Below are 13,264 nucleotides of genomic sequence, written 5' to 3' on the forward strand. Positions count from 1 at the left end.
GGAGTCGGTAGAAAGTTATAATAAGAGTCGGCCACATATGGCCTTAAAATACAAAACGCCCGATGAGGTTCATCGAGCGTTTTAGAACCTGAATAAGTGTCAACCTATATCAGGACTAGTCACATGATTAATTATGAATAGCTTCTTTAGCTGTCACAGTGCCGCGTCCGTCTTGAAACTGAACAAAAGCATGTATCAATTGATGTGTTTGTGGCTGCTCGATCACTGGAGTCAGCGGAATAAGGGCGTTAGCGATTTTGCCAAAAGTTTTTAGGTCGACACCAAAGCGCTCTTTTAATGGAGTGTCGTAATCTTCCCCGCTATCGATCAGGGTGTCTGCTTGGTCTGGAGTGAGTCCGAGGGCTTGTTCTGCGAGTAGTTGTATTTCTACAGTATTCATAAGTGCATCCTTTCGTTATTTCTAGTTGTAGCAATCCTTGTTAATTAATAAATTAGCAACCTTCTTTTAGAAATTCAATGAATCTAACAATTCGCTATAAAACGACTAGGCACAATTTATCTAACGTATTGATTTAACAATAGAATTTTCTATATTTCTAGGCACATAAAATAAAGCTAAATAATTGATTTATATAGATTAAATACAGAATTGAAAATCCTCGTGTCGGCGGTTCGATTCCGTCTCTGGGCACCATATTAAAGAAACCTGCTTTTATAGCAGGTTTTTTTTCGCCTGAAATTTGTCTAAATAAGCACAAACTCTATCTACACCCCTCGTCCTTTTCTTCTGAATGCCCTATTTGAGTATTGGTTATTTAAACGACTCTTAACACAATGAAGATTAAATAGTTTCTCTCTCTAGTGGGTAATCTTTCACAAGTGCGTCTAAAGGAATGTTCAGTCCTTGATGAAGGCTACGAATCATTTTTAGGCTGAGCGCTCTTTTTCTATTTAGGATTTCACTGACGCGGCTACGTTGATCTACAAACTGTGTTAAGTCTGCATCTTTAAGCCCCATTTGATCCATGCGGAATTTAATCGCTTCAATAGGATCTGGAGCTTCGATATCGTGATGTTTTTCTTCATAAGCTTCCACCAATGCCGCGAGTATCTCTATCTCGTCACCTTCAGGTGTATGGTTGAGCACCACGAAGGCTACGCATACGAAGTACAGCAGAAGCTAGGTCATTGTCATTTTTAATCGGCTTAATGTTCATTTATATCTCCTTAAAGTGAATCCATATCCACTTTGTCATATTGCTCATGAGTGCCTATAAAAAGGACAAAACAGAGCGAATACATGTAATCAATCTCTACCGCTAGGCGGTATTTATTCCCATGGATGTTAAAAACAACTTTGCCATTTTTCAGAATACTGGCATTTTGATACTGTGATTTGACATCGTGAGGGGTTCTCCAGTCAGCGTGCTTGGCTTCGTCATGCCATGCTTTTAAGGGCTGTTCAGAATCTTGGTACTCTTTCTGCTCTTCCCTTTATGGGAAATGATGGTTTGGATGAAAGATACTATCGATTTTTCACTGTTACCCTATTGTACTTTTATGTTGTTTTATTGTGTTTATATGAAAACTCATACTATGGCTCTTTTGTTTTCATATAATATTAATCGATACGCCTATACTAAGCCGTTACCTACCATTGTTTTGATGTGCCATATTCAAATCAAGTATCTGATTACATAAGGAATGAATCTGCATGATAAAAGCTTTTGTCATTATTGGAGTAACAGCGCTTGGTTATTTTCTTTTAGGTGTTGCAGGGCTTGCTGTTGCGACGTCACCGGGTTACTCAACCATTATTTGGCCGGCGTCTGGTTTGGCGGTGGCAGCCGTTATATTCTTTCCGAAATTCGCTCCATACGGTGTTTTTCTAGGCTCTTTTCTCGTTAATATGGGAGCAACTTGGGTTAATCACGCCAGTTTTGCGGTGCTTCTTCCTTCTCTTATTGCTATAGGTTCCACTTTACAATCTTGTATTGGCGCGTATTTAGTTCATCGTTTTATTGGTACTTCTTTCCGTTTTCATAATATACGTTTGGTGTCTCGATTTGTGCTTCTGGTCGCTGTCCTATCGACTACAATTGGCGCCACGGTTGGTTCTGTTTCTTTGCTTTATGTCGGCTTGCTTGATCAATCTGGTTTCTTAGCTAACTGGTTGATTTGGTGGGGCGGCGACATGATTGGCGTTTTAGTCATGGTTCCCCTTTTAGCTATTTGTTTTCCTCGTCATTTTGGCAATCATTTCGAGCATCCTTTCCGATTATTGGGAGGCTTTCTATTTGTATTGGTACTGACTTTGGTTTTGTCTCTTGGAGCAAGTTATTCTGAGTGGAATAAACAGTCTAAAGAGTTTCGATCTAATGCAGAGTTGTTGGGTGTCTTGCTCAATAATCGTATAAAGAGCACGGTAGATATTTTGTATAGCTTTGTTGGCCTGTTGAGAGGTAGCGAGCGCTTGGAAGCTCAGGAGTTCGATCTGTTTGCGAGCAGTGTTGCTCAGCGAGATCTCTCTATTCTTGGGGTTTCATTAAACTTCAAAGTTCTAGGCAGTGATATTGCTGAGTTTGAGGATAGGATTCAAAGCAACTATCCAGATTTTGATTTTATGGTGAAAGAGAAAAGCGAAGATGGCAGTTTTATTCCAGTAAAACCAAGAGATAAGCATATTGTTGTGACTTTTGTTTCCCCTGTAGAAGTGAACAAAGCCGCAATTGGCTACGATATCTATACCCAAGTAGATAGACAGTTTGCCCTAGATCAAGCGGTTCTATTGAAGGAAGTGTACCCAACTACCCCCATCAAGCTTATTCAGAAAAAAGACGGTATTTTGCTCTTTTTGCCTTTCTTTGACCAAGAGACCAATGAGTTCTTAGGGGTTGCAACGGCGGTAATCGAATTGGCTGGGCTGACCGATTTAATTGTTCAGCAAGGGCTTCTTCCAAATACCGAGCTGTATTTGGTGGATATGAATGAAGCAGGTAAACAGCCAGTTATGGTGACCAAAAGTGATTCAGCGGATTTGTCTGTGGATGAGTTACTAAGCCACTATCAACACGGTGATTTTAGTCATGCAGTGAGCTTCGATATTGATGTTGGTGCTAAGTCTTGGAAGCTGTTTCAAACCAGTGATAGTTATTTCTTTAAGCAACCTTGGATACTGCATTTTATCTTGGCTTGTGGCTTCTTAATTTCAGGTCTGTTTGGTTGGTTCCTATTGATAGTAAGTGGGCATGCGGCTGAAGTAGAAAACAAAGTTCGTGTGAGAACAAAAGACTTACGATTAGCAAATGAGTATTTAAAAGAATCCGAGCTTGAGCAGAGTAAAGCTAAGGAAGAAGCCGAAGAGGCAAATAGAGCAAAAAGTGAGTTTTTGGCGAACATGAGCCATGAGATTCGAACGCCGCTTAATGGGGTAATCGGGTGTCTTTCTTTATTAATGAACACAAAGTTAGAAGCGGATCAGGCTCACTTGGCAAAATTGTCCCAGCAAAGCGCCGAGTCTTTATTGGATATTATTAATGACATTTTGGACTTGTCTAAAATCGAAATGGGGAATCTCATATTAGAGAAAGAACCTTTTGAATTACGAGAATTAATAGAAGAAACAGCGAATATTTTTATTCTTAAAGCGGAAGAAAAAGGCATTGTTTTAAATGTTCCTGCCGTACCTATTCAACATCTTGGTTTGCAAGGTGATCGCCTGCGTTTGAAACAAATTTTGGTGAATCTATTAGGTAATGCAATCAAATTCACGCAAGAAGGTGGTGTGGCTCTGTATCTTGATATAGAAGACCTTGGAAATAATAAAGTGGCATTGAAATTCTCCATTGTTGATACAGGAGTGGGCATTTCAGAGACAAACCAAAAACACCTTTTCCGCCGTTTCAAACAAGCTGACGGTTCGACGACAAGAAAATATGGTGGTACTGGCTTAGGTTTGGCGATCAGTAAAGAAATAGCTGGCGCCATGGGCGGCAAGATTGGCCTCATTTCTGAAGAAGGAAAAGGCTCGACATTCTGGGTTAGCGTACCACTCGATTTAGATACAACAGAAGTTTTGGAAAAGCCGGCTAATTATGACTCAGATGTGACTTTAATTTATGAAAATCAGGTTGGCCGAGAATACGTTGAAAAGCTGTTGGACACTCTAGGTGTCGGTTATCGTGCTTACGATAGTCTTGCTCAAGCACTTGCTAGTAATGAGTGGGTTGGTCATATTTTATTGGATAGTGATGCGCTCAATCATGCCTCTTCCTCCGACGTAGAAGCATTGAAAGCTGCTGCTCATGAAAACTCATTACAACAAGTGCTGTTACATGGACGCTCAGAGACACACTTTGACTCGAATGACTACGATGGTTCGATTATTAAACCTGTCTTTGATAAGCCGTTACGAAATGCATTAGAGAGCTTAAATGCATTCTCTGTCGATGCGGAAAGCAAAGCACAGGAAACGGAAGAAAAAGCAGATGCTAATCCTGTATTTAGCGCGACGGTTTTGCTTGCGGAAGATAATTTAACCAACCAAATAGTCGCGCGCGGTTTATTAAAACTATACGGAGTGGAAGTTGTTATTGCTGAAAATGGTCAGAAAGCGGTTGAGCTTGCCCAGTCTACGTCTTTCGATATGATCTTTATGGATTGCCAAATGCCTGTTATGGACGGCTATGAAGCGACGAGGCAAATTCGTCAGCTGACGGGCAGTAAAACGCCTGCGGACGTTGCGATTGTTGCGCTTAGTGCCAATGCAATGAAAGAAGATGAAAGTGATTGTTTTGCTGCTGGTATGAATGATCATGTGGCCAAGCCAGTTTCTCAGGATAAGCTGCTCGCCATTTTAAATAAGTGGTTGCCTTAATATGCTTGAAACTAAAGTGTTCGATTATGAAGACTACAAAAACAGGCTAGCCTCCAATCGTGAGCTGATGGCGCTGGTTGCCAATGAATTTATTTTGGAAGCAACGTCATTATTTGAACGCTTTCAAGAAGCGTTTGTGTCTCAAGATTGGAAAAGCCTTGATGATTTGGCGCATAGGTTAAGAGGTGCAGGTTTAGAAGTCTCTGGCCACAGGTTTTGCCTACTTATTAGAGAGATTGAGATCTCGTTCGAAGAAGGGCGTAGTATTTCTTCAGAAGTGAACGATGACTTGAAGAACGAGTTTGATAATCTGATATCGGCTTTGCAACAAGAGTTTTCACTTTCCTCGTAAGCTATAGAGCTTTTTTTCCTTTCAGTATTTTTCATTTTTTGGTTTCATTTAGCTTGTTTGTGTATTTCAAATGAAACCAATTTATCATTAAAGTGAAATATATCCTCGATATAGTGTGTTTTTTTCTAATAAACACTCATTGCGAGGAACACAGAAATGCATAATTTGAAATTAGCGTCAGCTGTTATAGGTATGTCAATTGCGGGTTCAGGGTTTGCTGCGACAGAAGTCGAGTGGTGGCATGCAATGGGTGGCGCAAATGGTGAAAAAGTAAATGAAATTGCTCAAGGTTTTAACGATTCCCAAGACGCTTATGTCGTAAAGCCTGTTTATAAAGGCAGCTACACTGAAACAATGACATCGGCAATTGCGGCATTTCGAGCTAAACAACAACCTGCAATCGTACAAGTATTCGAAGTTGGTACAGCAAGTATGATGGCGGCGAAAGGCGCGATTTACCCAGTAAATGAATTAATGCGTGAAGCAGGTCAGTCTTTCGATGAAAGCGCTTATTTGAGCGCTGTTACTGGTTATTACACAAGCAGTGAAGGCAAAATGCTTTCTATGCCATTCAACAGTTCAACACCTGTTCTCTACTACAACAAAGATCTATTCAAAAAGGCCGGTATTACTCAAGCGCCTAAAACTTGGCAAGAAGTTGAGACGACAGCGAAAAAATTACAGCAGTCTGGCGTATCTTGTGGCTTCACAACAGCTTGGCAGTCTTGGGTTCATTTAGAGAACTTGAGTGCTCGTCACAATGTACCATTTGCTTCTTTAGATAATGGTTTTGGCGGTTTAAAAACAGAGTTAACGTTCAACGATCCTTTGCAAGTTGCTCATGTTGAGAAAATGGGTGAATGGCAGAAAAATGGCATATTCAGCTACTCTGGTCGTACAAACGACGGCGCAGCGAAATTCTATAGTGAAGAGTGCGCAATGTTCACTGAATCTTCAGCTGGTTATGCGGGTATTAAACGTAACGCTAAATTTGATTTTGGTGTGACTGAGCTTCCTTATTGGGAAGGTAAAGTTAAGCAGCCTTCTAACACAATTATCGGCGGCGCGTCTTTGTGGGTTCTGCAAGGTCACTCAAAAGAAGAGTACAAAGGTGTGGCTTCTTTCCTAAGCTACTTATCTCGTGCTTCTGTTCAAGCGGATTGGCACCAATTCTCAGGTTACTTACCAATAACCAAAGCGGCGTACAGCTTGACCAAAGGTCAGGGCTTCTATGATGCGAACCTTGGTACAGAAACTGCCGTTACTCAAATGACAACAGGCACACCGACGGCGAATACAAAAGGGTTACGTTTAGGTAATTTTGTTCAGATTCGCGGTGTGATTGATGAAGCGCTTGAGTCTGTATGGAGTGGTGATGTTGACGCTCAAACAGCTCTAAACACTGCGGTTAAACGTGGTAATGCACTTCTTCGTAAGTTTGAAAACGCAAATGACTAAATAAAATGATCGCCCTTATGTTGTGACATAAGGGCGATTTTTTTAAGTGTTTTTGTTTTCTTTATTTGGATACTTCTATGACGGTTACCTTCCCTCAAAAAGGCCTGCCTTGGTTGTTGCTCTTGCCACAATTATTGATCACGGCAATCTTTTTTCTTTGGCCTGCGGAGCAAGCATTAGAGCAAGCTTTTTACCAAGAAGATGCTTTTGGCTTGAGCCGAGAGTTTGTAGGTTTAGACAATTTTCTGGATTTGTTTACAGACCCTCTTTATTACCAATCCATGCTAACGACCTTGGTGTTTAGCTTCTCTGTTGCCATTTTTGGTATGTCTGTGGCGTTATTTTTAGCTGTGATGGCGGATCGTGTTATTCGCGGTAAATTGGCTTATCAAACTTTATTGATCTGGCCTTATGCGGTTGCGCCAGCCTTGGCGGGCGTGCTTTGGTGGATTTTATTTGACCCTAGCATGGGGCCGATTGCCCTTTGGCTGAAATCGGCAGGGGTAGATTGGAACCATTACTTAAATGGCAATCAAGCTATGGTGCTGGTGGTGATCGCTTCTACTTGGAAGCAAATAAGCTATAACTTCTTATTCTTCTTGGCTGGCTTACAAGCTGTGCCTCGCTCCTTAATTGAAGCCGCGTCAATTGATGGTGCCAGTCCATTCAAACGTTTCTGGACGATTGTTTTTCCTCTTTTATCACCGACGACTTTCTTTTTACTCGTGGTGAATCTGGTTTATGCCTTTTTTGAAACCTTTGGTGTTATTGATGCAACGACAAAAGGTGGTCCGGGGCAAAGCACGAACACTTTGGTTTATAAGGTATTTGAAGACGGTTTTGTCGGTCTCGATCTAGGTGGATCCGCGGCTCAATCTGTCGTTTTGATGGGCATTGTTGGTCTTATGACGGTTATTCAGTTTCGTTTTATTGAACGCAAGGTGCAGTACTCATGATAGAAAATCGCCCTTGGTTAACTTTTATTAGTCACGCTACTTTATTGGCTGGCATTGCTTTGGTGGCTTTGCCTGTTTGGGTGGCGTTAGTGGCGTCAACGCACCCTGCGTCCGCTTTTGGTGTCGGACATATTCCTTTGTGGTTTGGTGATGCTGGCGTTGATACTTGGAAAACTGTCTTGCTTGAGAAAGCCGGAAACGGCATTGATACGCCAGTGTTTTTCATGATGTTGAATTCTTTGATTATGGCGTTGGGTATTACGTTCGGAAAAATCGCTATTTCTTTAATTTCTGCCTATGCCATTGTTTTCTTTCGCTTTCCTTTTCGTAACTTTTGTTTCTGGATCATCTTTATGACTCTGATGTTACCAGTTGAAGTGCGCATCGTGCCGACTTATGAAGTGGTGGCGAATCTTGGATTATTGAACAGTTACACAGGTTTAACGCTGCCTTTGATTGCCAGCGCGACGGCGACCTTTTTGTTTCGTCAGTGTTTCTTAAGTATTCCTGGTGAATTGGTGGAAGCCGCGCGTATTGATGGCGCAGGACCGTTTCGTTTTTTCTTTGATATTTTGTTGCCGTTATCGCGCACGAATATCGCGGCCTTGTTTGTGATCTTGTTTATCTATGGTTGGAATCAATATTTGTGGCCTTTGTTGATCACCACAGATGACGCTTATTACACCCTAGTGATGAGTATTAAACGCATGTTGTCTGTTACGGATGGCGATATTGCGTGGAACCAAATTATGGCAACAACGTTACTTGCCATGTTGCCGCCTGTGGCCGTTGTTATAGGTATGCAGAAGTTATTTGTTAAAGGTTTAGTGGATTCGGAGAAGTAGTGATGACGGATGTTATTTTAGAAAAAATAGGCAAAACATACCCCAATGGTTATCACGCAATCCCAAGTGTGGATCTCTCTATTGAAGAAGGTGAGTTTATTGTTCTGGTTGGCCCATCAGGCTGCGGCAAATCAACCTTGTTGCGTATGGTGGCAGGATTAGAAAGTATTTCTGATGGTGAGTTGCGCATTCGTGGCGAACGCATGAATGAAAAAGAGCCAGCAGAGCGAGACATTGCTATGGTGTTTCAGAATTACGCCTTGTATCCGCACATGACGGTTTACAACAACATGGCGTACGGCTTAAAGAACCGTAAAGTGGCGAAAGAGCTTATTGAGCAGAAAGTCACAGACGTGGCAGAAATGTTGGGTCTAACGGATTTGCTACAGCGTAAACCTGGCCAATTATCTGGTGGTCAGCGACAGCGTGTGGCGATGGGCCGTGCCATGGTGCGAGATCCAAAGGTCTTCTTATTTGATGAGCCTTTATCAAACCTTGATGCCAAGTTACGAGTGCAAATGCGCGTGGAAATACGCCAGTTACAGCGAAAACTAGGCACGACGACCTTGTATGTGACTCACGATCAAGTTGAAGCCATGACCTTGGCAGATCGCTTAGTTGTCTTGAACAAAGGCAAAGCAGAGCAAATTGGTACGCCAATGGATTTGTATAACAAGCCTGCTACACCTTTTGTTGCGTCTTTTATTGGTTCGCCTTCGATGAACCTTATTCCTGCTAATTTGGTTGAGCAAGGAGTGAAGCTGTCCGAGTCTCTTATCTTGACACTTTCTCATGATTATCGCGGTAGTGTGATATGGGGAATTCGTCCTGAGCATTTGGAAATGACAGATGAGCAAAATGCTGATTTCGCTTTGCGTGTTCAAGCGGTAGAATCCCTTGGTGCGGAGACGTTAATTCATGGCATATTGGATGACGACTCAGAAAAGGGAGAAGCTTTTGTCGTTCGGTTATCTGGGCCTCATTTGCCTGAGATAAATAGCCTTATGTGGTTAAAAGCTCCCGTTAAACATTGGCACTTATTTGATGCAGTAAACCAACAGAGGCTGTGAAATTTAGATGCAAAAAGACAAACGCTCAAATACTGACATATTGAACACAAAAGTCATGGGACATCGAGGTGCGGCATTACTTGCGCCTGAAAACACCTTGTCTTCGATTCGCGCGGCCGCCGCTGCAGGCGCTACTTGGGTTGAGATTGATGTGTATTTGATTGCCGAAGGCAGCCTTGTTATTTTCCATGACGACACGCTTGAGCGTTGTACCAATGGTGAGGGCCTCACCCGTGACGCACAGCTGAATTATGTGATTGGCTTAGATGCCGGTACGAAATTCTCAGCCGATTTTGCGGGTGAAAAAGTCCCCACACTGTTGGAAGCATTGGAGTGCATTCAGTCTTTAGGATTGGGCTTAAACCTTGAAATCAAACACGATGGTGCAGATGTCGAGACTATCGTTCCTGCGGTGATGGAAATCTTGAAAACGCATTGGGTCGACAATAATAAGTTGATGATTTCTAGCTTTAACCATGCGGCTTTGCAGATGAGTTATGGCATTAATAGTGACCGACATTTAGCCCAGTTGTATGAGGATATTCCAGATAATTGGCAGGAAGAGTTGGAGAGTATTCAAGCCTACAGTTTGAATTGTGATTACTCCAGATTAACTGAAACGCAAGCCAAAGCAGTAAAAGCGGCAGGCTACAAGTTACTTTGTTATACAGCGAATGACCCTCAAGCTGTAGAGTCCCATTGGGCGTGGGGAATGGATGCGGTTATTACAGATGACCCAAGTAAGTTTGCATTTTTATCTGAATAAATAAGGTCTTTGTGTGAGCTTAAACGAGCGACAGAACCAGATACTCAACTGGGTACAACAAGAAGATGCTCTGTTAGTGGAAGAAATGGTGGCGCGTTTTAATGTGTCCTCCCAAACTATCCGTAAGGACATTAATCAGTTAGCAGAGCGTCATTTAGTGCGTCGAACACATGGTGGTATTGCGCCTGTATCGAGTACAGAAAACCTTCCTTTTGATCACCGACAGTTCTTGAACAGTGACGCCAAGTCTTTGATCGCCAGTCAGGTTGCAGAGATGATTCCTGATGGCGCGTCTGTATTTTTAGGTATAGGCACCACGGTTGAATACGTGGCCAAAGCATTGGTGTCTCATAAAAACTTGCAAGTATTCACCAATAACCTCACAGTCGCAGGAATTTTTGGACATTATCCAGAAATACGCGTGCGTGTTTTAGCCGGTAAATTGCGCCATCGTCATCATGACTTAGTTGGTGAAGAGACTTTGTTTGGTTTAAAACAATATTATTTTGATTACGGCGTATTGGGTTGTGGCGGAATGGATGAAGAGCAGGGAATATTGGATTTTGATCCCGAAGAAGCGGCGGTTAGCCGTGTTTTAGTTGAGCAAAGCCGCCATAGTTTATTGGTGGCAGATCAGCATAAATGGGGGCGAAAAGCGATGGCAAGAGTGCACACATTCTCCAAAATTGATTACCTCTTTACGGATTTGCTTACAGAAGCTCAAATCCATTTACTCACCACACAAGGTGTTAACATTCAACTTTGCTCATAAGGTGGTTAATGCCTATTTCAGCTTTGTCAGATCTTACAGCGAACGATTGTCACGGACTGCGTTTTATTCTCACAGACTTTGATGACACGCTTACATGGGAAGGAATGCTACCCGTTGAAACACTACAGGCTTTGACAGCATTAGAAGCAAATGGCATTAAGGTTATTCCTGTTACAGGTGGCTGCGCAGGTTGGTCGGACATGATAGCTCGCGCATTGCCGGTTGAGGGGGTAATCACGGAAGGTGGAGCCTGCTTTATCGGCAAAACGGAACAGAAGCACCTTTCTTATGCGTTCTGGCGTGAAGAGGCTATTATGCGCGACGAACAAGCTCGCTTGCTTGAACAAGTAAATTTGCTACTGGTTAAGTATCCGAGATTGCGTTTGGCAAGAGATCAGTCCTATCGATTAACGGATGTGGCCATTGATTACGCCCAAGATGTGACTCCGCCAGCAGTGACAGAAAAAGACGCTTTCCTCGCAGAATTGATTGCCCTTGGTTTGAATGCAAAAGCCAGTTCCATTCACATTAACGTGTGCTCTGAAGGTTATGACAAGTTTTCGATGGCAGAACGTGTGTTAACGAAAGTATATGGGTTAACACCTGAAGAGCAGCAAGAGCAGGTGTTGTATGTTGGAGACGCGCCAAATGATGAAAGCATGTTTGCACGGTTTCCGCTCAGTGTTGGTGTGGCGAATATCGCGCAGCACCTCTCATCAATGAAATATATTCCACGCTATAAAACGACTCAACCTGGTGGGTTGGGCTTTGCAGAACTCGCGAAGATAGTATTGTCGAGCCGTGGCGGTTTTTAAAGACATAATAGGTTTATAATGTTTGTCGGGTTCTGAAAGAACGTTTTGCTCCAATTTTGATTTTTTTAATGAGGCTTTTCTATGGTGGACTCTTTGCGCATTTTTCGTCGAATGACAATGCCTGATCTTATTCGTGTCCATCGTTATCAAACCTTGCCAGAGCAAGGGCCGAAAGTGCTTTTCTTCAGTGGCGGCTCGGCGTTGAATAAAATCAGCCGAGTGTTTAAAGAGTACACACATCATTCTATTCATCTTGTTACACCGTTTGATTCTGGTGGCAGCTCTGCGCGTTTGCGAGCTGAGTTTGATATTCCTGCGGTAGGTGACTTACGCAGTCGATTAATGGCGTTGGCTGATGAAACTGTCATGGGGCAGCCAGAAGTGTATGCTTTGTTTACACACAGATTAAGTCAAAATGACTCTCCTGAAGCGCTCAAAATACAATTGCAGCAACTTGTTTCTGGGCAGCATCCTTTAATTGAGAGTATTCCTAATCCCATGAAAGCGCTTATTCAGGCGCAGTTGGCGGTGACTCAGGCTCGAATTAATGAAAGTTTCGATTTGAGAGGCGCAAGCATTGGTAATCTGATTATTGCTGGTGGCTACTTAAATAACTTTCAGCAACTTGATCCTATCGTGTTCCTGTTTTCTCGTTTGGTGAAAACATTGGGCGATGTAAAAACCACTGTGGATGCCAGTTTCCATCTGGGTGTAGAGTTGGAAAATGGGCAAGTTGTTTTAGGTCAGCACAATATTACAGGGAAAGAAACAGAAGCATTATCCAGCCCAATCAAAAAAATGTGGCTAAATCGCGGTTTACGAGCGGTTTCTCCCATTAATCAACTCATAGCAGACGACCGTAAAGACGCCATAGAAAGCGCGGATTTGATTTGTTATCCCCCTGGTAGTTATTACAGTAGCCTTTTGGCGAACTTGTTATCGGAAGGTGTTGGTCGTGCTATCTGCCAGAACCCGAATCCTAAAGTATATTTGCCTAATTTAGGTGTCGATCCAGAACAGCAAGGCTTGTCATTAATGGAAAGGGTAAAGCGTCTGGTCGGCACTGTATTAGCGGATTTAGGTGAAGAAAAACCAAGTTTTTCGGCATTGGATTATCTTCTTTTAGATGATGCTTATGATTACGGTTTTGTCGATATTGAGGGGTTGGATCGACTTGGTATTAGTGTCATAAAAACCTCTCTTATTAGTACGAAACCCAATAAATACGATGAAAGGCTTGTGTCTGTCGCGTTACTGTCTTGCGTTTGACTCTGTGGTGTGAGGTAAAAATAGAAGTCTATACTATGCTAAAGTAATGAAACTTTACGCTAAGTAACACTTTTGTCATTTTAGTGAAGCCATGTAGGATGTCATAGTACACGTTAGAAACACT

The 13,264-nt window shown here is 42.4% G+C and carries 12 protein-coding genes and 1 pseudogene; 10 read left to right on the forward strand and 3 right to left on the reverse strand.

The window, feature by feature from the left end; all coding sequences use genetic code 11:
- Nucleotides 1-127 precede the first annotated feature (127 nt).
- From ACMUMQ_RS06160 to ACMUMQ_RS06170, 3 genes and pseudogenes are all read right to left on the reverse strand, one after another.
- A complete protein-coding gene (locus ACMUMQ_RS06160; protein WP_414681139.1) occupies nt 128-400 on the reverse strand; it encodes a hypothetical protein in 273 nt (90 codons plus the stop codon).
- 402 nt (nt 401-802) lie between these two features.
- Complete coding sequence (locus ACMUMQ_RS06165) at nt 803-1,108, reverse strand: helix-turn-helix domain-containing protein (RefSeq protein WP_414681140.1); 306 nt, start codon at nt 1,106-1,108, stop codon at nt 803-805.
- Nucleotides 1,109-1,188: 80 nt separating this feature from the next.
- Nucleotides 1,189-1,413, reverse strand: a pseudogene (locus ACMUMQ_RS06170) (type II toxin-antitoxin system HigB family toxin); the annotation flags it as partial.
- Nucleotides 1,414-1,675: 262 nt separating this feature from the next.
- On the opposite strand from ACMUMQ_RS06170, the gene ACMUMQ_RS06175 reads away from it, so the two are divergent.
- The 10 genes from ACMUMQ_RS06175 to ACMUMQ_RS06220 all read left to right on the forward strand — a co-directional run bounded on the left by ACMUMQ_RS06175 (nt 1,676) and on the right by ACMUMQ_RS06220 (nt 13,140).
- Nucleotides 1,676-4,837: an ATP-binding protein gene (locus tag ACMUMQ_RS06175; RefSeq protein WP_414681141.1), complete on the forward strand. Its 3,162-nt coding sequence runs from the start codon at nt 1,676-1,678 to the stop codon at nt 4,835-4,837.
- Nucleotide 4,838: 1 nt separating this feature from the next.
- The gene (locus ACMUMQ_RS06180) at nt 4,839-5,189 is read left to right on the forward strand and encodes an Hpt domain-containing protein (protein ID WP_414681142.1); all 351 of its coding nucleotides are present in this window, start codon (nt 4,839-4,841) and stop codon (nt 5,187-5,189) included.
- Between the two features lie 156 nt (nt 5,190-5,345).
- A complete protein-coding gene (gene ugpB / locus ACMUMQ_RS06185; RefSeq protein ID WP_414681143.1) occupies nt 5,346-6,647 on the forward strand; it encodes a sn-glycerol-3-phosphate ABC transporter substrate-binding protein UgpB in 1,302 nt (433 codons plus the stop codon).
- A 77-nt stretch (nt 6,648-6,724) separates the two neighbouring features.
- Entirely contained in the window at nt 6,725-7,603 is an 879-nt protein-coding gene (ugpA, locus tag ACMUMQ_RS06190) for a sn-glycerol-3-phosphate ABC transporter permease UgpA (protein WP_317005840.1), read from the forward strand.
- Nucleotides 7,600-8,448: a sn-glycerol-3-phosphate ABC transporter permease UgpE gene (ugpE, locus tag ACMUMQ_RS06195; protein WP_317005841.1), complete on the forward strand. Its 849-nt coding sequence runs from the start codon at nt 7,600-7,602 to the stop codon at nt 8,446-8,448. Before ugpA ends, ugpE begins: the two co-directional genes overlap by 4 nt.
- 2 nt (nt 8,449-8,450) lie before the next feature.
- Nucleotides 8,451-9,518 carry a sn-glycerol-3-phosphate ABC transporter ATP-binding protein UgpC gene (locus ACMUMQ_RS06200; protein ID WP_414681144.1) on the forward strand — a complete coding sequence of 356 codons (1,068 nt, stop codon included), beginning with the start codon at nt 8,451-8,453 and terminating at the stop codon, nt 9,516-9,518.
- 7 nt (nt 9,519-9,525) lie between these two features.
- On the forward strand, nt 9,526-10,284 hold the full coding sequence (locus ACMUMQ_RS06205) for a glycerophosphoryl diester phosphodiesterase (protein WP_414681145.1): 759 nt from the start codon (nt 9,526-9,528) through the stop codon (nt 10,282-10,284).
- Between the two features lie 13 nt (nt 10,285-10,297).
- Nucleotides 10,298-11,056, forward strand: coding sequence for a DeoR/GlpR family DNA-binding transcription regulator (locus ACMUMQ_RS06210; protein WP_414681146.1), 759 nt, complete (start codon nt 10,298-10,300; stop codon nt 11,054-11,056).
- Between the two features lie 8 nt (nt 11,057-11,064).
- Nucleotides 11,065-11,871, forward strand: a complete 807-nt coding sequence (locus tag ACMUMQ_RS06215) for an HAD family hydrolase (RefSeq protein ID WP_414681147.1) — start codon at nt 11,065-11,067, stop codon at nt 11,869-11,871.
- An 81-nt stretch (nt 11,872-11,952) separates the two neighbouring features.
- Entirely contained in the window at nt 11,953-13,140 is a 1,188-nt protein-coding gene (locus tag ACMUMQ_RS06220; RefSeq protein WP_414681148.1) for a GAK system CofD-like protein, read from the forward strand.
- Nucleotides 13,141-13,264: the final 124 nt, after the last annotated feature.

This window comes from Marinomonas algae (assembly GCF_047525555.1).
In the GTDB taxonomy this organism is placed as follows: Bacteria; Pseudomonadota; Gammaproteobacteria; order Pseudomonadales; family Marinomonadaceae; genus Marinomonas.

Coding starts and splice junctions, on each gene's coding strand:
- ugpA (WP_317005840.1), top strand. CDS start 6,725: ATGACGGTTACCTTCCCTCAAAAAGGCCTGCCTTGGTTGTTGCTCTTG.
- ACMUMQ_RS06205 (WP_414681145.1), top strand. CDS start 9,526: ATGCAAAAAGACAAACGCTCAAATACTGACATATTGAACACAAAAGTC.
- ACMUMQ_RS06215 (WP_414681147.1), top strand. CDS start 11,065: ATGCCTATTTCAGCTTTGTCAGATCTTACAGCGAACGATTGTCACGGA.
- ACMUMQ_RS06160 (WP_414681139.1), bottom strand. CDS start 400: ATGAATACTGTAGAAATACAACTACTCGCAGAACAAGCCCTCGGACTC.
- ACMUMQ_RS06200 (WP_414681144.1), top strand. CDS start 8,451: ATGACGGATGTTATTTTAGAAAAAATAGGCAAAACATACCCCAATGGT.
- ACMUMQ_RS06175 (WP_414681141.1), top strand. CDS start 1,676: ATGATAAAAGCTTTTGTCATTATTGGAGTAACAGCGCTTGGTTATTTT.
- ACMUMQ_RS06180 (WP_414681142.1), top strand. CDS start 4,839: ATGCTTGAAACTAAAGTGTTCGATTATGAAGACTACAAAAACAGGCTA.
- ACMUMQ_RS06220 (WP_414681148.1), top strand. CDS start 11,953: ATGGTGGACTCTTTGCGCATTTTTCGTCGAATGACAATGCCTGATCTT.
- ugpE (WP_317005841.1), top strand. CDS start 7,600: ATGATAGAAAATCGCCCTTGGTTAACTTTTATTAGTCACGCTACTTTA.
- ugpB (WP_414681143.1), top strand. CDS start 5,346: ATGCATAATTTGAAATTAGCGTCAGCTGTTATAGGTATGTCAATTGCG.